Raw genomic sequence first — 23,142 nt, forward strand, 5'->3', positions numbered from 1 at the left:
CTGAATTAGATGTGAATAGGATAATCATGAAACAAATCTATAGATCAGCTTCTTTTAACAAAGCTAAACGGTAACTTTGCAAGCTCATACTATGTGGTTAAAAAACATTACTCTGCTCAACTTCAAGAATTATTCTGATGCTGATTTACGGTTTTCAAAAACGGTGAACGCATTTATTGGGAATAATGGTGCCGGGAAGACCAATTTGCTCGATGCGATCCACTACCTGTGCCTTTGCAAGAGCTATTTCAATCCGATTGACAGTCAGCAGATCAAAACTGCAGAAGAACTTTTTATGATCCAGGGCGATTTCGACCGCCAGGAAAAAAATGAGAAGATCACCTGCGGTGTCAAGAAGAATCAGAAAAAACAATTTAAGCGGAATAAAAAAGAATACGATAAACTGGCCAGTCATATCGGCCTGTTTCCATTGGTCATGATTTCGCCTTATGATGTCACGATCATTATGGATGGGAGTGAAGAGCGCCGTAAGTTTATGGACAATGTGATCTCTCAGACCGATTCGCAATATCTTGACGAACTGATGTTATACAACAGGCATCTGCTCAATAGAAATGCTTTACTGAAGCAGATCGCAACTACACGCCGTTATGATCCGGCTTTGCTTGAAATCTTTAATGAACAGCTGATTGGCTGCGGAGAGAAGATTTTTACCAAGCGCAAGCAATTTATGGTAGATTATATAGAACTGTTTAATAAATACTATCAATATCTGACAGAAGATGCAGAACAGGTTTGTTTAACTTATCAGTCTCAGTTAAATGATACACCATTTGAAACTTTACTGCTGCAAGCTATAGAAAAAGATAAAGTACTCGAAAGAACGACTACCGGAATCCATAAAGATGATCTGATTTTCACCATCCGGGAAATGCCCTTAAAGAAGTTTGGCTCACAAGGACAACAGAAATCTTTCTTGATCGCATTAAAACTCGCACAGTATGCTTATGTGGAAAAATATAAAGGCTTCAAACCTTTATTGTTATTAGATGATATTTTTGATAAGCTCGACGAACGCCGGATGCACAAACTGATGGAAATGGTTTCCCACCATGACTTCGGACAGATTTTTATTACCGATACGGGAAAAGAAAGAGTGCTGAATATTTTCGATAAGATCAAAGTTCCCGTAACTTTATTTGAAGTAATAAATGGAGGGATACAACATGCGTAAGCCTAATGATATGACCTTGAAAGATGCCATTTCAAAAATGCTGTCTGTTTATAGGTTAAAAGGGAAATTCGATGAAACTGGAGTAGTGGCCATGTGGCCCGAAATTATGGGAACTGCAATTGGGAACCGGACTACACAAATTTATATTGCGCATAAGAAGTTATTTGTCCGGATAGAATCTTCAGTTATAAAAAATGAGCTCTTAATGGTTAGAACCGGCATCATCCAGAAACTGAATGAACGTGCCGGTTCCGAGGTCATCAATGAAATTGTATTCTTATAGTGATTAGCCTTTACTTCCGCCACCAAATATTTTGCTGACTACCCATATAATAAGGGCAAGCACTACTACAACTACAATTATACCGGACCAGACTCCGGCCTTGAATATCCCCTCTATAAGTTGACAGCTACTTAAAGTTGTCATGATCAGAGCTACAAATGCGAGTGGTAAATATCTTTTAATTTCCATAGTGTGTTAATTTATTTAGTCACAACAAATCGTCTATGAAATGGTTTTTAAAAATATTATTTACCGTTTATTTTCAGTAATTCAACTTCAAAAATCAGCATACTGTAGGCAGGAATGTCTTTTCCCATGGCACGCTCACCGTAAGCTAAATTATAAGGGATAAAGAATTTATACTTCGAACCTGGAGACATCAACTGTAAACCTTCTGTCCATCCTGGAATTACTCTGTTGACTGCAATCGAAAGCGGTTCTTTTCTATCATAAGAACTATCAAATTGTTTACCGTCTAATAAAGTACCTTTATAGTTGACCAGTACATTATCTGTAGCGGTTGGTTTTGGACCTTCGCCCGGTGTAATCACAATATATTGTAAACCGCTCGCTGTTTGTTTTACATTGGTTTGTTTCAGGTTGCCTTCCAGGAAGTTTTTTTCCTTAGCGATCTGTGGTGCATATTTTTCCATAGTAATTATTTTAAAAAGGTCTCCGATTGCTTTTTGAGAAGCCTGCTCGTTTAATAACGGTGTTTGTCCCTGAAAAGCATCTTTTAAGCCTTTAATCAGTAAATCGTAGTTTAATGTTTTAAGACCATTGGTCTTTAAGCCGGAACCCATAGAAATACCGAAAGCATAACTTGCTGAATCTGCAAGGCTGGTCATTCTTGCAGGAGCAACGGCTGATTTTACAGGTGCTTTTTTGGTTGCAGATTTACGTTTAGTTTGTGCAGTTACCGCATAACCGCAAAAAGGAATCAAAAGGGTAATAATTAATTTCTTCATCTTTAGAATTGGTTCAATGTTGTCGTAACGAAAATAAGCACCCCATAAGAGTGCTTATTTTAATAATTTTATTCAAGCCAAAACTAGAAACGTTCAGCAGCAGTGAAGAAGAAATCTCCTTCGATTGCAGCATTCTCATCCGAATCAGATCCGTGAACAGCATTCGCATCGATAGATTTAGCATATTTTTGACGGATAGTACCTTCTGCTGCATCAGCAGGGTTAGTAGCACCGATTAATTTTCTGAAATCTTCAATAGCGTTGTCTTTTTCAAGAATAGCAGCTACGATAGGTCCTGAAGACATGAAGCTAACTAAATCACCATAAAATGGACGATCTTTGTGTACTTCATAGAATTTACCAGCAGTTTCAGCTGTTAATTGAGTGTATTTTAAAGCAATGATTTTGAAACCAGCAGCAGTAATGTCATTGATAATTGCTCCGATATGTCCATTTGCAACTGCATCTGGCTTAATCATTGTAAATGTTCTGTTTGTAGTCATCTTTGTGTTATTTATTTTGCAAAATTACATTTTCTATAGTTAATATTAAAGCGCTAAATAAAAGAAGACTTTAGAAAATTGTTCAGGCGCATCTGATTAAAATTAAACAGCTTCCTATTTATTAAATTATTAGATTTGCAGCGAAAACTATGCTATCCCTTTCCCAACTCAAAACATTGCTGGCAACGCCGCAGAAAATTGTAATTACTACACACCATAAACCTGATGGCGATGCTATGGGCTCTTCTTTGGGCTTATACGCATATCTGATCCAGAAAGGACATCATGTAACCGTAATTACCCCAACAGATTATCCGTATTTCTTACACTGGTTACCAAATAACTCTGATGTAATGATTTATACAGAAGCCAAAGAAGAAGCAGAGCAATTAGTTGCTGATGCTGCGCTTGTATTCTGTCTGGACTTCAATACCCTGAGCCGTATTAACGAGCTTGGCGAAGTAATCCGGAATTCATCTGCCTATAAAATCATGATTGATCATCACCTTGATCCTGAAGATTTTGACGATTACAGACATTGGAGTATCAATGCTTGTGCAGCGGCCCAATTGGTTTACGATTTTATTGTCAATGAACTGAAAGATGGTGAGCTGATGAATAAAGACATTGCTACTTGTTTATATACCGGTATTATGACCGATTCAGGTTCATTCCGTTTCCCTTCTGCAACTTCTACAGTTTACCGTATTGGTGCTGATTTGATTGATGCAGGAGCAGAACACTGGCGTATTCATCAATTAGTTTATGACAATGCAACAGAAAACCGTTTGCGTTTCCTGGGGAACTGTCTGACTAATAAACTGGAAATTATCAGAGAATTTAATACCGCTATTATTTCAGTTACTGCCGAAGAACTCAAACGCTTCAGCATCGTTACTGGTGATACAGAAGGTATCGTAAACTATGCACTTTCTATCAATGGAATCAAATTAGCTGCTTTTATCATTGAAAGAACGGATAAAGTTAAATTATCGTTGCGCTCAACAGGTGATTTTCCTGCGAATGAGATTTGTAAGAAGTTTTTCAACGGTGGCGGGCATAGAAATGCAGCCGGCGGGTACTCTGATTTGAACCTGGAAGACACCATTGCACACTTTAAATCTATTTTACCAGAGTATAAAACACAATTATTGCAGTAATTAATTTAAAGTTTGCTTAAACTTGCTTTTTGTAAGCGTCTGTTTAAATTTGGACTCTAAAAGAAAAAACAAACAAATAAAATGGAACGTCAGGCGGAGATTGTATAAATTGCAGGATAGTTGAAACGTACCTCGTGAAATTAAAATAAAACACAATAAATCTAAAATGAAAAAAACATTAGTAATTCTTTTTGCCGCTACACTTGGTTTAGCAGCTTGTAACAACTTCAAAAAAGGTCCGGGAGGCCTGATGTACACCATCCACAAGACTGAAGGAAAAGATAAAATCGTTGAAGGTGATATTATCAAAATCAATGCAATTCAGAAAACTGAGAAAGATTCAGTAACCAGCAGTACTTATGATATTCAGCAACCAGCTGTATTCCCAGTATCTAAAAAACAATGGGCAGGAGATATCTCTGATGCTTTAATGTTGTTAGCAGAAGGTGATAGTGCTACTTTCAAAATTGACCTGGATTCAATGGCTAAATATTCAAACCAGCCAAAACCAGCTACTCAAAAAGATAAATACATGGTTTTCACTGTGAAAATCGAAAAAGTAATGCATAAAGCTAAAGGTGAAGCTGATTCAACTTTCCAGAAAAAAGCTACTGAGTTTTTCCAGAAAGATTTCCAGGCTACAGTTGCTAAACATAAAGCTGCTGAAGCAGGTAAAATCAAAAACTTTATCGAAGACAATAAATTAAAAGTACAAACTACTGCTTCTGGTTTACAATACGTAATTACAGCTCCTGGTGATGCACAAAGAGCTACACCTACAGATACTTTAATGGTAAATTACACTGGTAAATTACTAACTAAAAAATCTGATGGTAAAGAAAGCATTTTTGATACAAGTATCGAAAAAGTAGCTAAAGAATCAGGTAAATTCAATGCAATGGCACAATATGGCCCACGTCCATTTACTATCGGAAGAGCAATTCCAGGATTTGACGAAGGCTTGAAGTTAATTGGTAAAGGTGGAAAGATCACTTTGATCATCCCTTCAAAATTAGCTTACGGTGAAGGTGGAATGCCACAAGGCGGTATCACTCCATTCTCTCCATTGGCTTTTGATGTTGAAATAACTGACATCAAAAAACCTACAGGTGCACCTGCAGCTGCAGCGCCGGTTATGGCTCCTGCTGCTAAAAAATAATTTTGATTTTAATCAAACGTATAAACCCTGTCCGGTAATCCGGACAGGGTTTTTTTATTAACTTTGTTTTATGTTTTTAACCGATACGCATACACATTTGTATTACGAAACGGAGGAGGAAAAACAGGCGCTGCTTTTTCAGCGCTGTTTCGAAAATAATATAGACCGTTTATTCCTTCCTAATGTTGATATCTCTTCCATCGCAAAGATCGATGACCTGGTGAGGAAGTATCCTGATAACTGTTTTGCTATGGCTGGACTGCATCCTTGCGAAGTCAAAGAAGGATATCAGGAAGTATTGAAAGAAATTCATCAAAGTATAGCGGGCAGAAAGATTTACGCGATTGGCGAGATTGGTATTGACCTTTACTGGGATAAAACTACTTTAGGTATACAGCAAGATGCTTTCTATGAACAAATCAGATGGGCTAAGGCATTAAAGCTCCCGATTGTGATTCATTGCAGGGAAGCTTTCGATGAGGTCTTTGAAGTACTGGAAGCAGAAAGAGGAGAAGACCTGAGGGGGATTCTTCATTGCTTTACCGGTAACCTGGAACAAGCACAAAGAACAATTGAGTTAGGCTTCTATCTGGGGATAGGTGGTGTAGTTACCTATAAAAAGGCTGGTCTGGACGAGGTGCTTTCGCATATTGACCTGGAAAACCTGGTACTGGAAACTGATTCGCCATACCTTGCGCCGGTACCTTACAGAGGCAAACCCAACGAAAGCAGTTACCTGGTGCACATTGCACAGAAAGTTGCTGATATTTATCATATCCCTGTGGAAAAAGTAGCAGAAGTAACTACAGCTAATTCTATCAAAATATTTAACGTCTAGCTTTACATGACAAAAATTCTCATTATCTATACAGGTGGAACTATCGGTATGGTCAACAACCCGCTGACGGGTTCATTAATTCCTTTTGACTTCGAACAAATCCAGCAGAATGTACCTGAACTGGCCCGTTTGAACTATCATTTGTCGGTACACTCTTTTGACCCCATTCTGGATTCTTCCAATATGGACCCCATTATCTGGGCGGAGCTGGCCAGGATTATTGAAGATACCTATGCTGATTATGATGGATTTGTTGTACTGCATGGTTCTGACACGATGGCCTACACGGCCTCTGCATTGAGCTTTATGCTGAAGAACCTGGCAAAACCAGTCGTGCTGACCGGTTCACAGTTGCCTATTGGAGAAATCCGCACGGACGCTAAGGAAAACCTGATTACTGCGCTTGAAATTGTCGCTACTAAAAATAACGGGGTAGCAATGGTACCTGAAGTTTGTATTTATTTCGATTATCAGTTGTTCCGCGGAAATCGCTCTATCAAGTATAATTCAGAGAAATTCGAAGCTTTTCAATCTCCGAATTACCACATTCTGGCAGAAGCAGGAGTGAGCCTTTCTTTTTATACGAATTATATTCACGATCTTCCGCAAGAACCATTAGTAGTGCAGTCAAATTTCAATGCCAATATCGGCGTGCTGAAATTATATCCGGGTATTACTCCGCAAGCTGTTCAGGCGATCACCACATCTTCAGTAGATGCGATCGTATTGGAAACTTTCGGATCAGGTAATACCACAACAGCACAATGGTTTATTGACAGTTTGCAAGCAGCCATAGACCAGGGTAAACTGATTGTTGATATTTCACAATGTCAGGGTGGGTCAGTTGAGCTCGGCAAATATGAAACAAGTAAAAAACTACAGCAAATGGGTATTATCAGCGGTTTTGATATGACATTTGAGGCGACCGTGACCAAGCTAATGTACTTGATGGGTCAAAATCTTACAAATACTGAAATTGCAAGCCTAATGGAGCAATCTTTGCGCGGTGAGTTAACAGCGTAATATAAAAAACATATTCTAGATGAAAATAGAGCAAATTTATACAGGCTGTCTGGCCGAGGCAGCTTATTATATTGAGAGCAATGGTGAGGCAGCAATTATTGATCCTTTAAGGGAAGTTCAACCCTATCTTAAAAAAGCTAAGTTGGCTGGTGCGACCATCAAATATATCTTTGAAACACATTTTCATGCAGATTTCGTTTCAGGGCACGTCGATCTTGCCCAGCATTCGGGTGCGAAAATTATTTACGGGCCTACTGCACAAACAACTTTTGACTCCCATATCGCTAAGGACGGAGAAACATTTAAAATCGGTGATTTAACGATCACGACTTTACATACACCAGGCCATACTCCTGAATCTACTACTTATTTGTTAAGTGATAAAGATGGCAAGCCCTACTGTATTTTTACAGGAGATACGCTTTTTATCGGCGATGTTGGCAGACCGGACCTGGTACAAAAAGGTGCGCAGACAGCTGAGGAAATGGCTGGCATCTTATATGATTCCCTACAAGCGAAGATTCTTTCTTTACCAGATGACGTATTGGTTTATCCGGCGCATGGCGCAGGCTCTGCCTGTGGTAAACATATGAGTAAAGAAACGTTTGATACTTTAGGACATCAGAAAGAAGTTAATTATGCGCTTAAAACTGCTGACCGCGATGATTTCATTCAACAAGTAACGGAAGGTACTTTACCTCCGCCACAATATTTTGCGAAGAACGCAGCCATCAATAAAAATGGTTACGAAAGTTTTGCTCAGGTTAAGGAAAAGGGATTAATCCCGATGGAGCCAGAAGAATTCGAAGCTACGGTAAACCATATGGGGGCATTAATCCTGGATACCAGAGATCCGCAGGATTTTGCCAGTGCTTTCATCCCATCTTCAATTAATATCGGCCTGAACGGACAGTTTGCCCCTTGGGTAGGCGCATTGATTACTGATTTGAAGCAACCTTTACTACTCATCGTAGAAGAAGGAAAAGCGGAAGAGGCTATTACCCGTTTGGCAAGAGTTGGTTACGATCATACTATTGGCTATCTGGAAGGCGGAATTGCTGCCTGGGTCGCTGCGGGTAAAGATGTAGAAACTATTGGTTCAGTATCTGTTGCTGAATTTGAAGAGATGATACATACGCATCCGGATTTAAAAGTACTGGATGTCCGTAAGCCCGGAGAATATGAAGCCGGACATCTGGAATGCACCCTGACCCGTCCTCTTGATTATATCAATGACTGGACAAATGAGATCAATCCTTCGGAAACTTATTATATCCACTGTGCTGGAGGTTACCGGTCAATGATTGCTGCTTCTATCCTTAAAGCAAGAGGGGTAGAGAATGTAGTCGATATCAAAGGCGGTTACGCTGCAATCCGTTCAACGGGTCTGAAACGCACAGATAATTCTGCGTCAGCTAAAGAACTTAAATCCTGATTTGTTGATGGAAGAATATGATGTGCTGATCATTGGTGCCGGCCCGATTGGGATGGCTTGTGGGATAGCAGCCCAAAAGGCGGGACTTAAATATATTATTGTAGAAAAGGGTGCGTTGGTGAACAGCCTGTACAACTACCCTGTTTTTATGACCTTTTTCTCTACTTCTCAAAAGCTGGAGATTGGAGAAGTGCCGTTTGTAAGCATTAACCCTAAGCCAAACCGGAATGAAGCGGTAGAATATTATCGCCGGGTAGCGGAGAAATTTGATTTGCAAATCAATCTTTTTGAAAAGGTAGAGGAAGTGCGTAAAATAGCAACTGGTGAGTTTGAGGTTCAGACCTCTAAAAGAGCTTACCGGGCTAAAAATGTGATTATTTCGACTGGTTTTTATGATGTGCCTCTTTTGATGGATATTCCAGGCGAAAATCTGCCTAAGGTTGCACATTATTATAAAGATCCCCATTTATATGCTTTTCAGAATGTTGTAGTTATCGGTGCAAATAATTCTGGTATTGATGCCGCGTTGGAAACTTACCGGAAAGGTGCAAAGGTTACTTTGGTTATCCGTGGTGCTGAAATCGGCTCTTATGTGAAATACTGGGTACGCCCGGATATTGAAAACAGGATTAAAGAGGGAGAAATCAAAGCTTATTTCAATTCAGAAGTGATTGCAGTTACTGAAGATAGCGTGACTATCAAAACTCCTGAAGAAACGATTACAATAGCCAATGACTGGGTGATTGCCATGACTGGTTATCAGCCTGATTTTGGAATGCTGAAAAAACTGGGCGTAAAACTGGATGGTGAATCGGGTACTGCTCCAGCTTATAATCCTGAAACGATGGAAACAAACTTGCCGGGTTTATACCTTGCAGGGGTAGTTTGCGGAGGTATGGACACGCATAAATGGTTTATTGAGAATTCCAGGGTTCATGCAGAACAAATCTTTCAGCACATTGCTTTAAGGCACTAAACGTAATAATTCAATTTTAAAATTTCATTCAAGCAGAATTAACTGAATTTAGTTAAGTTTGCAAATATTTTCAAACCTGAATGCCGGGAATAAATCAGATTAAGAAACCCATAGCCGCAGATATAGCAGTCTTTGAAGAAAAATTCAAGGCCTCAATGCACAGTGATGCTCCATTATTGGATAGGATCACACACTATATCGTCAAGAGAAAAGGTAAGCAGATCAGACCTATGTTTGTTTTTTTTGCCGCTAAACTTTGCGGGGGGATTATTGAGTCCACACATCGTGGTGCTGCGCTGGTTGAATTATTACACACGGCGACGCTTGTTCATGATGATGTAGTTGATAATGCTTATGAGCGCAGGGGCTTTTTTTCTATCAATGCTTTATGGAAAAATAAGATTGCTGTGCTGGTGGGTGATTATTTGCTGGCCAAAGGACTTTTGCTTTCTGTGAATAACAATGAGTTTCGCCTGTTGCAAATCGTTTCTGAAGCGGTTAAGCAGATGAGTGAGGGTGAGTTATTACAGATCGAGAAAGTTCGGAGAATGGATATTGGGGAAGAGCTTTATTTTGATGTTATCCGTCAGAAGACTGCTTCACTGATTGCATCTTGTTGTGCTTGTGGTGCTGCTTCGGCTGGTGCAGATGATGAAACGATCGAAAAGATGCGTTTATTCGGAGAGAAGGTCGGTATTGCTTTTCAGATCAAGGATGATACTTTTGACTTTGGAACGGACGATGTAGGTAAGCCTTTAGGGATAGATATTAAGGAAAAGAAAGTTACGCTTCCTTTAATTTATGCTTTAAATCGTGCGGATAAGACGGAAAAAAAGAAAATGATTAACCTGGTAAAAAATCACAATGATGAACCTGCTAAAATACAGCAGATCATTGATTTTGTGAATGAGAAGCAGGGAGTGCATTATGCCAATGAAAAAATGGCGCAGTATCAGCAGGAAGCGTTTGATATCTTATATACTTTTGAAGAGAGTGAGGCCAGAACAGGGCTTGAACAACTGGTTCGTTATACCACGGAACGTAAAAAGTAACAATTCCCATACAGTATCTTTTTGTCCTTATATATTTTAATTAAAAGCTTATTTTAATCGAAATATATTTCCATGAAGATACTTTTTTCTCTCTTTTTCGCCGGGCTGGCAGTTTCTGCACATGCTCAGGATAATTTCGGTAAAGCTTTTAGTCAGATTAATACGGATGTCCAGGAACATTCAAAGGCTTATGGCACTTTGAAATCTGCTACAGAAACAATTGGTCACCGTTTAACTGGTTCCGCAAATGGAGCCAAAGCAGAAGCATATGCTTTTAATTTATTTAAATCTTATGGATATAATGTGCGTTACCAGCCTTTCGAGGTAGAGAGCTGGAGCAGGATCAGCAATGAAACTAAAGTAGGTGATGCGGCTGGTTCATTAAAGGTTGTTCCTTCTGTAGCCTTGGCACATTCTCCTGTCAAGTCTGCTGTTTCGGCAGGTTTGGTTGATTTAGGCAATGGTCTGGAGAGTGATTATACGAAAGATGCAGGTTTAGTAAAAGGAAAAATAGCCTTGGTTTATCTAGGGGTATTACCAGGATCGCCAGCGGGAACTGCTTCTTTACACCGTTCTGAGAAGACGGCGCTTGCAATTAGTCATGGTGCTGTTGGAATTATTATTATCAACGGGGTTAAGGGTGGTGTATTATTGACCGGAACAGCTTCGGTAACCGGCAAGTTGATCTCTATCCCGGCGGTTTGTATTGGGCTGGAGGATGGAATGCGGTTAAAGGAGGAGTTGAAGTCTAAGCCTCAGTTTGCGAGTTTAGCTATGAAGAACTTCTCGGGTATGATCAAAGCGAGAAATGTAATTGCGACTTTGAAGGGTGATTCTTTACCGGATGAAAAGATCTTAGTTGGCGGGCATCTGGATAGCTGGGATCTGGCTACAGGTGCAATCGATAATGGGATTGGCTCTTTTGCAGTGATGGATATGGCGAGGTCTTTTAAGGCTTTAAAGTTAAAGACAAAGAGAACGGTAGAGTTTATTTTGTTTATGGGCGAAGAGCAGGGTTTATTGGGTTCTAAGGCTTATATCGCTCAGGCAGAGAAAAAGGGGGATTTAGGAAAGGTAAAGTTTATGCTGAACTATGATATGACAAACGATCCGAAGGGTTTTGCAACGAGCAGAGCGGAGATGAAGGGTTTGTTTACGAGCTGGGGTGAAGAGATTGTGAAGATTGATACGGGGTTCAAGAATGTGTTTGTTTTTGGGGCGTGGTTGCATAGTGATCATCAGCCGTTTATGTTAGAAGGAATTCCTACTGGTGGTGGTGCTGGTGGGGAACTGCCTAATCATTCGGGACAGTTTTATCATTCTGATGGGGATAGTTTCAAACTGGTGGATGAGCAGGGTTTAAAGAATACGGTAAGGTTTAGTGCAATGTTAACTTATGGGCTGGCTAATACAAGTGTTCTTCCGGTTGGGAAGCAGTCTGATGAGGATTTGAAGGGGTTTTTGAGAGAGAATAAGTTGGAGGAGCCGTTGAGGATTGCAGGGGAGTGGAAGTGGGATAAATAAGTCGTTCCTCCGAAAAAAAACAATATACCATGTTCGGCCGACATTGCCGTCGCCCGAAGGGGGCTCGGAACGAATGTCCTCACATTGGTATATTGTTTTTTTTCTAGTATCTCCATATTTGGTATGGGGTGGCAGGATGGTTAGGTAGGGATAGTTGTTGTAGGATGGTTAGGTAGGGATGGTTGTTGTAGGATGGTTAGGTAGGGATGGTTGTTGTGGGATGGTTAGGTAGGGATGGTTGTTGTAGGATGGTTAGGTAGGGATGGTTGTTGTAGGATGGTTAGGTAGGATAGTTGTTGTAGGGCTGACAGGTGTGAAAATAGATTTGGTAATGTCCTAAAATAGGTGGAAATTAATAGAAAGTTGTTCGTAAAGAGTTTAATAGACAGCTTTTTTGATTTTTATATCATTTCTTTAATTGCAAACATTCTTAGTTATGAAAAAAGTTACGGGCCTTGGTGGGGTATTTTTTAAATGTGACGATCCGAAAGGGATGAACGAATGGTATGCCAAAAATCTGGGATTGGCTACGAGTGAATATGGAACAACGTTTGAGTGGCGGGAGGCTGATAATCCGTCAAAAGGGGGTTCGACGACCTGGAGTACGTTTCCGCAGGATACAAAATATTTCAATCCGTCAACCAAGCCTTTTATGATTAATTATAGGGTGGAAAATCTCGTTGAGCTGGTAGAGGAACTCAAAAGGGAGAACGTCACCATTGTTGATGAAATTGCGGAGTATGATTATGGCAAATTTGTCCATGTACTCGATCCGGAAGGGAACGTGATTGAGCTTTGGGAACCGAAGGATGCTGCTGAATAGGCTATTCTTTAATTCGTAAATTTTCTGCAATACATACTTTTGGAAACCCCATCACTCATATCTGCTAATAAAGAGCCTTCCTGTAAAATTGCGATGATCTTGTGTGGTTAGTTTCAACAATACACGTAATTATTAAGCAATATTATAGTGATTATTTTTTTAAAAAATAATTCACCTTTAGTTTAGTTGTTGTTCGATGGCGATTGGGTGACGTTTGAACAGCTTGGGAAAGATCTCCGAATGACGTCTGAACAAGGTAGTATAACTACATTGATAGTCAATTGGTTACGGTGGTCGTATTTGTGTTCTTTTTTCACCTTATTCCGCTTGATTTCTGGTTGCTATATCGTTAGGGAACGGACTGGAGCGCTGTCCTCTAAAAAGAAAGAGCTCAGGAAAGGGAACTCTATTTAAATTAGGAGAGGTTAGCGATTTTCGGTTATATTTACCTTGTAAAAAATAATTGCAGAGGCGTAGATGCGTAATATCAATATAAAAGAACTGGCGAAAGCGCTTAATTTATCGACTTCAACTGTTTCCAGAGCCTTTCGGGATAATAGTGATATTAGCAAGGACACTAAGGATAAGATTCTGGCTGCGGCGAAAGAGCTGAATTATCAGCCGAATCATTATGCGAGTAATTTAAGGGAACAGCGCAGTAAGACTATTGCAGTTATTGTGCCCGAGCTGGCCAATCATTTCTTTTCACAGGTAATTCATGGGATAGAAGGTGTAGCCAGGGCCAGGGGATATCATATCCTCATTTATGCAACGGATGATGATTATGAGAAAGAAGTTTCTTTTATCAGGCATTTACACAATGGACGTGCGGATGGGATTATCATGTCGGTATCAGGTGAGGCTAATGATCATAATTACCTGAATGAGCTGAATCAGCAAAGGTTACCGCTTGTTTTCTTTGATAGGGTTTATGAGGATATTATTACGCCAAGAGTGATTACCAATGATTATGACAGTAGCTTTTCGGCCGTTCAGCATTTGATTAAGCAAGGGTGTAAAAGGATTGCATGCCTGGTTATCAATAAGAATTTGTCCATTGGTAAAACCAGGATGCAGGGTTATCTTGATGCGCTGGAAAAATATAATATTCCTTTTGATGACCGGCTCATTGTGGATTGTACGAATAGTTATAAACGGAATAACGTAATTCTGAAGGATATGTTCAAAAAGCTAAAGCCCGATGGGGTCTTTACTTCGGTTGAACGTTTAGCCTTTGCCACTTATTATGCTTGTCATGATCTGGAAATTACTATACCAGATCAGGTGAAGGTTGTAGGCTTTTCAAGCCTGGAAATTGCACCACTTTTAAACCCATCTTTAACGACAGTGACTCAGCCGGCAACGGCAATTGGGGTGGAGGCAGCTTCGCTTTTATTCAAGATGCTGGAACATCCGGAGTCGGTGAACGTCAATGAAAAAATTGTACTTGACTCTAAGTTAATGAAGCGGAATTCTACCGCTGTTATAACGTTAAAAAAACGTTAAATTCCAGTTACTAAATCGAGGCTTTTTGAGCAGAAATTTTCTGGGTTCTCCGGAAATACGCAGAATTTAAGTTTTTTTTTCTGTCGCCATTGTTAATAAGCTTCTCTTTCTTCGGGAACGTTCCCGGTATCGTTCCCGGAAATCTGTCTGAAAAAGACTTAGTGTAAAAAAAACACTTTTATTGGGCTGAAATTTGATATAAATTGTTGATTTACAGTTTTTTGAATGCTTGTTTTGTAGAGTTATGTCTGAAAAACACGTAGAATTTATTAGGGTATTTTGACCTTTTTGTGATATTAAATATTGTGTTAAAAAATTATTTGATATTAAATTTTGAAATGTGATCCTCGAATGTAAATTTACGATGTGTGTGATACACAGTCTATATTATCCAAATATATAACCTAAATAAGTTATTAAATATGAAAGTATTTTACGTGATGAGGTATTGTATGCTATTGGTTTTAACCATCTCGGCATTGGCAGTACAAGCACAGACCGGTGCAATAACTGGTAAAATTATTGATGAAACCGGTCTTGGACTTCCGGGAGCTTCGGTACTGGTTAAAGGCCAGGGCAGAAGCGCTAGTACGGACGCAGCCGGCAACTTCAAAATCGTTGGTGTACCTAATGGTCCGGTTACCTTAACTGCGAGCTATATTGGTTACAGCTCCCTTGATCTTAACGTTACAGTAAAGGGAAATACAGTGGCAAACTTCTCCCTGAAGCCAGATGCACAGAACTTAAATGAAGTAGTGGTAATCGGTTATGGTACTACACAGAAAAAAGACCTGACGGGATCAATTACCACGGTAAGCTCCAAAGACTTTCAGGCAGGTAACATTACTTCTCCTGAACAGCTGATTGCAGGTAAAGTTGCTGGTGTATCTATCGTGTCTAATGGCGGGCAGCCAGGATCAGGAAGTGTGATCCGTATTCGTGGTGGTGCTTCTCTGACTGCAAGTAATGATCCTTTGATTGTTATTGATGGTGTTCCTTTCGGTAACAACATGACAGTAGGTGCGGTAAGTGGTAATGTAATTGCTGGTGTTGGTAATCCATTAAGTTTAATTAACCCGAATGACATTGAAACTTTTACTGTATTGAAGGATGCAAACGCAACTGCAATATATGGATCAAGAGCTTCTAATGGGGTTATTTTGATCACTACTAAAAAAGGTAAGTCAGGAGAACTTTCAATTGATTTCAGTACCGTGAATTCCTATGCAACTGTCGCTAAGAAGGTCGGCGTATTAAGTGCAGATCAGATTCGTGATTATGTAAACGCGAATGGTACTGCTGCTCAGAAAGCATTGTTGGGAACAGCCAATACAGACTGGCAGAATGTAATTTATAACAATGCATTCACTACAGATAATAATTTAAGTATTTCCGGAAGCTTTAAAAAAATCCCTTATAGAATATCTGGTGGCTATCTTGATCAGAAAGGTTTATTGCGTACCGATCGTATGACCAGGGCTACTGCCGGAATTACGTTGAATCCTACTTTCTTTGATAACCATCTGAAAGTTGATTTAAATTTAAAAGGATCATTAAGCGAAACGCGTTTTGCAAATACAGATGCCGTATCTAATGCAATTTCGTTTGATCCTACACAGCCAGTGTATGCAAACAATGCCTATGGTGGATATTACGAATGGATAGGTTCTACTGGACAATTAAATCCTAATGCACCTAAAAATCCGCTGGGATTAATTGAAGAAAAACAGAATAATGGTAAAGCGGACAGAAGTTTTGGTAATTTAAGACTGGACTACTCTTTTCATTTCTTGCCTGAATTGCATTTCAATGTAAATGGTGGATATGATGTCTCTAAAGGATACGGAACTGTTAGAGTTCCTGCCTATGCTGCGCAAAGTAATGCAACTTTAGGAACGGCTACACAATATGAGGCAGTTCAGCATAACAAAGTAGCTGAAGCTTTCTTTAGCTACATTAAAGATCTGAAAGATATCAGAAGTAATATTAATGCAACTGCTGGATATGGCTTCTATGAGAACTCAACTACGACTTATAATTTTACTGACTATAATGCAGTTGGTAATGTACAAAAAGTACCTGTGTTCCCTTTTGACAGACAGCAAAATCGATTATTATCATATTATGGACGTTTAGTATACACTTTTGCTGATAAGTATATCTTGTCAGGAACAATGCGTGCTGATGGTTCTTCGAAATTTAGTGAAGCTGGAAGATGGGGCTATTTTCCATCGGCAGGATTTACCTGGAGAGCAATCGATGAATCATTCCTGAAAGACAGTAAAGTTTTTTCTGATTTGAAAGTGCGTTTAAGTTACGGGGTTACTGGTCAGCAGGATGGTTTTGGTAATTATACTTATCTGCCTAATTATTATACCAGTGTGAATGAAGCACAGTACCAGATCGGAAATCAATTTTATCATATGTTTACCCCAATACAGTATGATAAAGACCTGAAATGGGAAACGTCTACGACTTATAACGCAGGGATTGATTATGGATTCTTTGGTGGAAGAGTTTATGGTAGTGTAGATGTGTACTACAAAAAAACTAAAGATTTGTTAAGTCTTGTGCCTATTGCAGTTGGAACGAACTTTAGCAACCAGTTGTTAACCAATGTGGGTAACATGGAGAATAAAGGTATTGAAGCGAGTGTTAACGTTGGTATTATTAAAACGGATGATGTGAAGTGGGATATGGGCTTTAACTTTACTTACAATAAGAATAAAGTAACCAACCTGAGCCTGAACCCGGATCCTAACTTTAAAGTTGGTGCCGGAGATATTACAGGTGCAACTGGTACTACGCTGAAATGGAATGCTGCTAATTACAATCCTGGTTCTTTCTTTGTTTATAAACAGGTTTATAATGCCCAGGGAAAACCTATTGAAGGTGTATATGCTGACTTGAATAATGACGGCATAGTGAATGATCAGGACAGATATTTTTACAAATCTCCTGCACCTAAATTTATTTTGGGTTTCACGACTTCATTCAGTTATAAAAAATTAACATTGAGTACGGTGTTGCGTGGTAATATCGGTAACTATATCTATGATAATGTTTCCTCTAATCTTGGTGTGAATAGAAATGTATTGAGTCCTAGTGGATTAATTAACAATGCAAGCAGCACATTTTACGATACAAATTTTTCAAATAATCAATACCTGAGCGACTATTATATTCACAATGCTTCTTTCCTGAAAATGGATAATGCTGGTCTTGCTTATAATTTTGGCCGCTTGTCGCCAAATTCAAAAGCAAATCTGCGTATTACAGCAAATGTTCAGAATGTATTTATAATCTCTAAGTATAAAGGGATTGATCCGGAGAGCACTACTGGTATAGATTATAATTTATATCCAAGACCAAGAACTTATAGTTTAGGTCTAAACGTAGGGTTTTAATAGTTCATCACCGATAAAATAAAATTTCATACGCATGAAAAATCTATTCAAAATATTTGCGGCAACTGCCGTATTACTGGCCACTTTCTCGTCTTGTAAAAAAGACCTGAACTTAAAGCCAACTAATGACATCATCTCGGATGTAGCTTATTCTACTCCGGATGGTTACAAACAGGTTCTGGCTAAGATCTATGGTAGTTTTGCTACCACAGGTGGTGGTGGTTCAGGAAGCAGCGACCTTGGTGGTATTGATGCTGGTGCTTCAGATTTTATTCGTTTATACTGGAATGCTCAGGAACTAACTTCTGATGAGGGAATCTGTGTTTGGAATGATCCTGGAGTTTATGATTTAAATTTCCAGACTTATACTTCAGATAACGTAATTCTGCGTGGTTTATATACAAGAAGTCTATACCAGATCACTGTGGTTAATGAATTTTTACGTGAAAGTACACCTGAGAAGCTGGCTTCCCGCAATATCACAGGAACAGATGCCACAAATATTACAGCTTACAGAGCAGAGGCAAGATTTTTACGTGCTTACCAATATTGGGTATTAATGGATTTGTATGGTAATCCTCCATTTATTACAGAAGCGAATGAGATTGGTAAGGTTGCTCCTCAGCAAATCAAACGTGCAGATTTATTTAAATATGTGGAAAGTGAATTGTTAGCGATAGAATCAGAATTGCCAGGTACAAGTGATTATGGAAGAGTAACAAAAGGAGCAGACCAGATGTTATTGTCCCGCGTTTATCTGAATGCTTCAGTTTATACAGGTACAGCTAAAAATACAGAAGCAGCTGCTTACGCCAGTAAAGTAATCGGAGCTGGTTATTCATTAAACTCTGTTTATAAAAATCTATTCCTTGCTGATAATAACCTGAATAATCCTGAGGTAATCTTGTCTATTAACTATGATGGTAATCTGACTCAGAATTTTGGAGGTACAACCTTCCTGACTAATGCTTCTATCAATGGAGATATGAACCCTGCTCTTTTTGGTGTTCCAAGCGGTGGCTGGGGCGGTATTCGTACACGTTCAACGCTACCTGCTATATTCGGCATTAATGGTGCTTTCACCTCTAATCCGGATTCCAGAGCAATGTTCTTTGGAGATAAAGCTACAAATGACGACGTAGGTGTATTTACAGATGGTTTACGTGCAGTAAAATTCAGAAATGTTAGTAAGGCAGGTGTTGCAGCACCTTCAAACAATGGAACTTTTTGTTCTATAGATTTTCCGTTATTCCGTTTGCCTGAAGCTTATCTGAACTATGCCGAAGCTGTTTTGCGTGGTGGCAGTGGTTCTTTAAGCCAGGCTGTAAGTTATGTTAATTTGCTGCGTCAACGTGCTTATGGTAATGATTCAGGAAATGTAACTTCATTGACTTTAGATGGTGTTTTGGCTGAAAGAGCCAAAGAATTCTTCTGGGAAGGTTACAGACGTACAGATCTGGTACGTTTTGGCAAATTTACTGATGCTTCTTATCTATGGCCTTATAAAGGTGGTGTTAAAGCAGGACGTGGTACAGAAGCTACACGCAGTATTTTCCCATTGCCATCGGCAGATTTAATCTCCAATCCTAATCTGACTCAAAATCCTGGTTATTAATTTAAAATCTATTATAGAGATGAAATCATTATTCATAAAAAGCATGGCCTGTAGTTTGTTTCTGCTATTATTTGTGTCATGTAAAAAGGATGAAACTAAAACTGTTGCCAGTACAGGTACTACACCGGTTTTAACGTCTTCACAAAATAACCTTGTTCTAGCTGTGGCTAATTCTGCACAACCAGCAACAGTATTGAACTGGACCGCCTCCTCATTTGGTTACAGTGCGGGCGTGTCTTATGCGGTACAACTGGATAGTGCAGGGAAAAATTTCGCTAAACCTGTAGAGGTTGCTTTGGCGCAAGGTTTGACCAAAACATTTACAGTTTTAGAATTGAACAATATGTTAGTTCAATTAGGCTTTAAGCCTGATGTTGCTGGTAAACTTGAAATCAGGGTTAAAGCAAGTATAGGTGATGCTTATGCACCTGCTTATTCTAATGTCACTCCAATTGTAGTTACACCATACCAGGTCATCAAGCTGACCCCGGTATTGTATGTGATCGGCGCTTATTCCAACTGGTCGGGTGCAACCGCAGTAACGATTGCTTCGGTTAAAGACGATGAGCAATATGAAGGTTATATCAATTTGCCGGATGCCAGCAATGAGTTTAAATTTACTTCTGCTCCTGATTTTAACCATATCAATTACGGTACGCTAAGTCCTGGTACGTTTATCGCCGGGTCGGGTGATAACCTTAAAGTTCAAGGTGCTGGTTATTATTTGCTGAAAGCGGATACTAAAGGATTAACCTGGACAGCTACTAAAACAGTCTGGGCAGTTATTGGTGATGCAACCGGATCATGGGACAATGAAACCCCAATGACTTACGATGCCGCCAGCAAAGTCTGGACAGTTACTAAAGTTTTATCGGCTGGTGAACTTAAGTTCAGAGCGAATGGTAGCTACACGATTAATTTCGGTGATAATAAACCTGCCGACGGCAATTTAGAATATGGAGGTGATAATATTCCTGTAACTGCTGCGGGCAATTACAAGATCACTTTGAACCTGAGTGTGCCGGGTAGCTATACTTATACGATTACTAAACAATAAAAAAAGAAATGCCCTGATGATGATTCAGGGCATTTCCTTCGTTAATCCCAATTTGCAAATTCGATCCTCAACTCCTTAAAAATGAAGAAACTATTAATTGTACTATTTGTTCTGTTTACTGCAAATGCATGGGCACAGGTAAAGCTGGATCATGTAGAACCTATGTTCTGGTGGGCAGGAATGAAAAACCCAAAGCTTCAGCTATTGGTCCATGGAAAAAATATAACTGACTATAAAGTACAGTTGAGTTATCCGGGGGTAAAATTAATAGAAGTACATCAAGTAGAAAATCCGAATTATCTGTTCGTTGATCTGGAAATTACTGCAGAAGCTAAGGCGGGTAAATTTCCAATCTCCTTTATGGATAAAGGAAAAAAGGTATCGGAGTATAGTTATGAGCTGAAAAATAAGGATCAATCTACTTCAAGAATTCAGGGTGTAAGCAATAAAGACTTTATTTATTTGCTGATGCCTGACCGTTTCTCGAATGGAGATCCATCAAACGATGTGGTTAAAGGATTGGCAGAAACTAAAATGAACCGTGATTCTATGTATTACCGTCATGGTGGAGATATTCAGGGCGTAATCAATCACCTGGATTATTTAAAAACAATGGGAGTAACTACCATCTGGATGACACCAGAAATAGAAAATGATATGGCCTCAGCGTCTTATCATGGTTATGCGGTAACTGACCATTACAAGATTGATCCACGTTACGGAACAAACGCTTTGTATAAAACTTATGTAGACAAAGTGCATGCAAAAGGCATGAAAGTTATTAAAGATATCGTGCATAATCATATAGGTACAGGGCACTGGATCTTTAAAGATATGCCAATGAAAGACTGGGTGAACCAATGGCCGGTTTATACACAAACAAGCTACCGCGATGAACCTGTAATGGATCCGCATTCCTCAGCTTTGGACAAGAAAAAACAATTGGATGGTTGGTTTGTACCCTCTATGCCCGATTTGAATGAAAGAAATCCTTATGTACAAAATTACCTGACTCAAAATCATATCTGGTGGATAGCGTATGCTGGAATTGATGGCTTAAGGTTAGATACCTATGCTTATAATGATCCGGAATATATGGCCGACTGGGCTTTAAAATTGAAAGCTGAATTTCCTTCTTTATCTATTTTTGGAGAGACTTTAGTAAATTCGGTAGCCTCACAAGCTTATTTTACACAAGGAAATACAGTAAACAGAGGTTTTGACACGAATTTACCGGGGGTAACCGATAATATGATGAAAAGTGCTGTTTATGAGGCATTGAATGGAAAAACTGGCTGGACAGACGGTATCTTCAGATTGTATAATGTGGTTTCGCAAGATTTCCTATATCAGGATCCAACCCGCAACGTTATCTATTGGGATAATCATGATATGAGCCGTTTTTATTCGGTGATCAAAGAAGATATACACAAGTATAAATCTGGTATGGCGATTTTACTGACCATGCGCGGGATTCCCCAGTTATATTATGGAACAGAGATCCTGATGAAGAATTTTTCTGATCCTGATGGTTTAGTCCGTTCTGATTTCCCTGGTGGTTGGAAAGGTGATAAAGAAGATAAATTTACGGCTGCGGGTCGTACTGCTAAGGAAAATGAAGCATGGAATTATGTAAGTAAACTAGCTATTTACCGCACCAAAAGTGAAGCACTGCAAACTGGAAAAATGATGCAATTTGTTCCTGAAGATGGTCTGTATGTTTATTTCAGGTATATTACTGAAGGAAAGCAAGGTAAAGACGTAATGGTCATCTTAAATAGTGAAGATAAAGCTAAAATGCTTGATGTTTCAAGGTTTGCAGAAAGAATGAAAAATACAAGCTCAGCGGTCAATGTGATCAGCGGAGAAAAAATAAATACAGCGAAGACGATCAGTGTCCCTGCTAAAACAACACTGGTACTAGAATTGAATTAATATGAAAGATACAACTATAGTGTGCATTTTTGATTTGGATGGCGTGTTGGTAGATACGGCAGTTTACCATTATCAGGCATGGAAGAAACTGGCTAACTCATTGGGTTTTGATTTTACAGAGGCACAGAATGAACAGCTGAAAGGCGTGAATAGGATGCGTTCTCTGGATATGATTTTAAACTGGGGAGGAGTAACCAAAACTACTGCAGAAAAAGAAGAACTGGCGACTTTGAAAAATAGCTGGTATGTAGCGATGATCAGTAAGATGTCTGTTTCAGAGGTCTTGCCGGGTTCATTGGATTTATTAAAAGCATTAAAGGCGCAGGGTATTAAAATTGCATTGGGTTCGGCAAGTAAGAACTCAGGCTTAATCCTGGAAAGAACAGAACTGGCACATTTCTTTGATGCCATTGTGGATGGAAATGCGGTAACAACTTCTAAACCTGATCCTGAAGTTTTTATTAAAGGAGCGGATTTATTAAATGCAGCAGCGGCCGATTGTATCGTTTTTGAAGATGCAGCAGCAGGTGTGCAGGCAGCAATTGCAGCAAAAATGGCTGTGATAGGTATTGGAACGGAAGAGAATTTACCGGGAGCGGACGAGTTCCATAAAGACCTTTCAACGGTTACCGTTGAAGAATTGATTAATCTGGTTAAAGAAAAGCATAGCGTAAAAGGGTAAA

Annotated in this window: 19 protein-coding genes; 17 read left to right on the plus strand and 2 right to left on the minus strand. The window is 39.3% G+C overall.

The genetic code is table 11. The features are described from left to right. The first annotated feature begins 91 nt into the window (after positions 1-91). Together recF and ABIB30_RS07010 are read left to right on the plus strand one after the other, a co-directional pair. Positions 92-1,195: a DNA replication/repair protein RecF gene (recF, locus tag ABIB30_RS07005; protein ID WP_354300794.1), complete on the plus strand. Its 1,104-nt coding sequence runs from the start codon at positions 92-94 to the stop codon at positions 1,193-1,195. After that, positions 1,188-1,478, plus strand: a complete 291-nt coding sequence (locus ABIB30_RS07010) for a DciA family protein (RefSeq protein WP_041880746.1) — start codon at positions 1,188-1,190, stop codon at positions 1,476-1,478. Before recF ends, ABIB30_RS07010 begins: the two co-directional genes overlap by 8 nt. Before the next feature lie 245 nt (positions 1,479-1,723). Here the strand turns inward: ABIB30_RS07010 and bamJ are convergent, their stop codons facing one another. Next, positions 1,724-2,446: a BamJ family beta-barrel-assembly machinery protein gene (bamJ, locus tag ABIB30_RS07015; RefSeq protein WP_354300547.1), complete on the minus strand. Its 723-nt coding sequence runs from the start codon at positions 2,444-2,446 to the stop codon at positions 1,724-1,726. An 83-nt stretch (positions 2,447-2,529) separates the two neighbouring features. After that, positions 2,530-2,949, minus strand: coding sequence for a nucleoside-diphosphate kinase (locus ABIB30_RS07020; protein WP_068403641.1), 420 nt, complete (start codon positions 2,947-2,949; stop codon positions 2,530-2,532). A 149-nt stretch (positions 2,950-3,098) separates the two neighbouring features. Between ABIB30_RS07020 and ABIB30_RS07025 the strand changes: the two genes are divergently transcribed. The 15 genes from ABIB30_RS07025 to pgmB all read left to right on the plus strand — a co-directional run bounded on the left by ABIB30_RS07025 (position 3,099) and on the right by pgmB (position 23,141). After that, entirely contained in the window at positions 3,099-4,109 is a 1,011-nt protein-coding gene (locus ABIB30_RS07025; RefSeq protein WP_354300548.1) for a DHH family phosphoesterase, read from the plus strand. 166 nt (positions 4,110-4,275) lie between these two features. After that, complete coding sequence (locus tag ABIB30_RS07030) at positions 4,276-5,268, plus strand: FKBP-type peptidyl-prolyl cis-trans isomerase (protein ID WP_183865972.1); 993 nt, start codon at positions 4,276-4,278, stop codon at positions 5,266-5,268. Positions 5,269-5,338: 70 nt separating this feature from the next. After that, positions 5,339-6,106, plus strand: a complete 768-nt coding sequence (locus ABIB30_RS07035) for a TatD family hydrolase (RefSeq protein WP_354300550.1) — start codon at positions 5,339-5,341, stop codon at positions 6,104-6,106. A 6-nt stretch (positions 6,107-6,112) separates the two neighbouring features. Beyond that, complete coding sequence (locus ABIB30_RS07040) at positions 6,113-7,129, plus strand: asparaginase (protein WP_354300552.1); 1,017 nt, start codon at positions 6,113-6,115, stop codon at positions 7,127-7,129. Positions 7,130-7,148: 19 nt separating this feature from the next. Further along, positions 7,149-8,564, plus strand: coding sequence for an MBL fold metallo-hydrolase (locus ABIB30_RS07045; protein WP_354300554.1), 1,416 nt, complete (start codon positions 7,149-7,151; stop codon positions 8,562-8,564). A 7-nt stretch (positions 8,565-8,571) separates the two neighbouring features. Next, complete coding sequence (locus ABIB30_RS07050) at positions 8,572-9,540, plus strand: YpdA family putative bacillithiol disulfide reductase (RefSeq protein ID WP_354300556.1); 969 nt, start codon at positions 8,572-8,574, stop codon at positions 9,538-9,540. Between the two features lie 80 nt (positions 9,541-9,620). Then, entirely contained in the window at positions 9,621-10,592 is a 972-nt protein-coding gene (locus ABIB30_RS07055) for a polyprenyl synthetase family protein (protein ID WP_068403627.1), read from the plus strand. Between the two features lie 72 nt (positions 10,593-10,664). Next, positions 10,665-12,116 carry a M20/M25/M40 family metallo-hydrolase gene (locus tag ABIB30_RS07060; protein ID WP_354300559.1) on the plus strand — a complete coding sequence of 484 codons (1,452 nt, stop codon included), beginning with the start codon at positions 10,665-10,667 and terminating at the stop codon, positions 12,114-12,116. A gap of 436 nt (positions 12,117-12,552) precedes the next feature. Further along, complete coding sequence (locus tag ABIB30_RS07065; protein WP_354300560.1) at positions 12,553-12,939, plus strand: VOC family protein; 387 nt, start codon at positions 12,553-12,555, stop codon at positions 12,937-12,939. A 477-nt stretch (positions 12,940-13,416) separates the two neighbouring features. Beyond that, complete coding sequence (locus ABIB30_RS07070; RefSeq protein ID WP_354300561.1) at positions 13,417-14,445, plus strand: LacI family DNA-binding transcriptional regulator; 1,029 nt, start codon at positions 13,417-13,419, stop codon at positions 14,443-14,445. A gap of 422 nt (positions 14,446-14,867) precedes the next feature. Next, complete coding sequence (locus tag ABIB30_RS07075) at positions 14,868-17,852, plus strand: SusC/RagA family TonB-linked outer membrane protein (protein WP_354300563.1); 2,985 nt, start codon at positions 14,868-14,870, stop codon at positions 17,850-17,852. A gap of 34 nt (positions 17,853-17,886) precedes the next feature. Beyond that, positions 17,887-19,467: a RagB/SusD family nutrient uptake outer membrane protein gene (locus tag ABIB30_RS07080; RefSeq protein ID WP_354300565.1), complete on the plus strand. Its 1,581-nt coding sequence runs from the start codon at positions 17,887-17,889 to the stop codon at positions 19,465-19,467. A gap of 19 nt (positions 19,468-19,486) precedes the next feature. Continuing rightward, the gene (locus ABIB30_RS07085; RefSeq protein WP_354300567.1) at positions 19,487-20,524 is read left to right on the plus strand and encodes a SusE domain-containing protein; all 1,038 of its coding nucleotides are present in this window, start codon (positions 19,487-19,489) and stop codon (positions 20,522-20,524) included. Positions 20,525-20,605: 81 nt separating this feature from the next. After that, a complete protein-coding gene (locus ABIB30_RS07090; RefSeq protein WP_354300569.1) occupies positions 20,606-22,459 on the plus strand; it encodes a glycoside hydrolase family 13 protein in 1,854 nt (617 codons plus the stop codon). Between the two features lies 1 nt (position 22,460). After that, positions 22,461-23,141: a beta-phosphoglucomutase gene (gene pgmB, locus ABIB30_RS07095; protein ID WP_354300571.1), complete on the plus strand. Its 681-nt coding sequence runs from the start codon at positions 22,461-22,463 to the stop codon at positions 23,139-23,141. Position 23,142 lies beyond the last annotated feature (1 nt).

It is taken from the genome of Pedobacter sp. UYP1, assembly GCF_040547305.1.
GTDB lineage: Bacteria > Bacteroidota > Bacteroidia > Sphingobacteriales > Sphingobacteriaceae > Pedobacter.

What these genes read in the sequence shown, in the direction of transcription:
- ABIB30_RS07070 (WP_354300561.1), top strand. Translation starts at nt 13,417, where the DNA reads ATGCGTAATATCAATATAAAAGAACTGGCGAAAGCGCTTAATTTATCG.
- ABIB30_RS07055 (WP_068403627.1), top strand. Translation starts at nt 9,621, where the DNA reads ATGCCGGGAATAAATCAGATTAAGAAACCCATAGCCGCAGATATAGCA.
- ABIB30_RS07050 (WP_354300556.1), top strand. Translation starts at nt 8,572, where the DNA reads ATGGAAGAATATGATGTGCTGATCATTGGTGCCGGCCCGATTGGGATG.
- bamJ (WP_354300547.1), bottom strand. Translation starts at nt 2,446, where the DNA reads ATGAAGAAATTAATTATTACCCTTTTGATTCCTTTTTGCGGTTATGCG.
- ABIB30_RS07060 (WP_354300559.1), top strand. Translation starts at nt 10,665, where the DNA reads ATGAAGATACTTTTTTCTCTCTTTTTCGCCGGGCTGGCAGTTTCTGCA.
- ABIB30_RS07025 (WP_354300548.1), top strand. Translation starts at nt 3,099, where the DNA reads ATGCTATCCCTTTCCCAACTCAAAACATTGCTGGCAACGCCGCAGAAA.
- ABIB30_RS07040 (WP_354300552.1), top strand. Translation starts at nt 6,113, where the DNA reads ATGACAAAAATTCTCATTATCTATACAGGTGGAACTATCGGTATGGTC.
- ABIB30_RS07090 (WP_354300569.1), top strand. Translation starts at nt 20,606, where the DNA reads ATGAAGAAACTATTAATTGTACTATTTGTTCTGTTTACTGCAAATGCA.
- ABIB30_RS07020 (WP_068403641.1), bottom strand. Translation starts at nt 2,949, where the DNA reads ATGACTACAAACAGAACATTTACAATGATTAAGCCAGATGCAGTTGCA.
- ABIB30_RS07030 (WP_183865972.1), top strand. Translation starts at nt 4,276, where the DNA reads ATGAAAAAAACATTAGTAATTCTTTTTGCCGCTACACTTGGTTTAGCA.
- ABIB30_RS07045 (WP_354300554.1), top strand. Translation starts at nt 7,149, where the DNA reads ATGAAAATAGAGCAAATTTATACAGGCTGTCTGGCCGAGGCAGCTTAT.
- ABIB30_RS07080 (WP_354300565.1), top strand. Translation starts at nt 17,887, where the DNA reads ATGAAAAATCTATTCAAAATATTTGCGGCAACTGCCGTATTACTGGCC.
- ABIB30_RS07085 (WP_354300567.1), top strand. Translation starts at nt 19,487, where the DNA reads ATGAAATCATTATTCATAAAAAGCATGGCCTGTAGTTTGTTTCTGCTA.
- ABIB30_RS07010 (WP_041880746.1), top strand. Translation starts at nt 1,188, where the DNA reads ATGCGTAAGCCTAATGATATGACCTTGAAAGATGCCATTTCAAAAATG.
- ABIB30_RS07065 (WP_354300560.1), top strand. Translation starts at nt 12,553, where the DNA reads ATGAAAAAAGTTACGGGCCTTGGTGGGGTATTTTTTAAATGTGACGAT.
- ABIB30_RS07035 (WP_354300550.1), top strand. Translation starts at nt 5,339, where the DNA reads ATGTTTTTAACCGATACGCATACACATTTGTATTACGAAACGGAGGAG.
- recF (WP_354300794.1), top strand. Translation starts at nt 92, where the DNA reads ATGTGGTTAAAAAACATTACTCTGCTCAACTTCAAGAATTATTCTGAT.
- pgmB (WP_354300571.1), top strand. Translation starts at nt 22,461, where the DNA reads ATGAAAGATACAACTATAGTGTGCATTTTTGATTTGGATGGCGTGTTG.
- ABIB30_RS07075 (WP_354300563.1), top strand. Translation starts at nt 14,868, where the DNA reads ATGAAAGTATTTTACGTGATGAGGTATTGTATGCTATTGGTTTTAACC.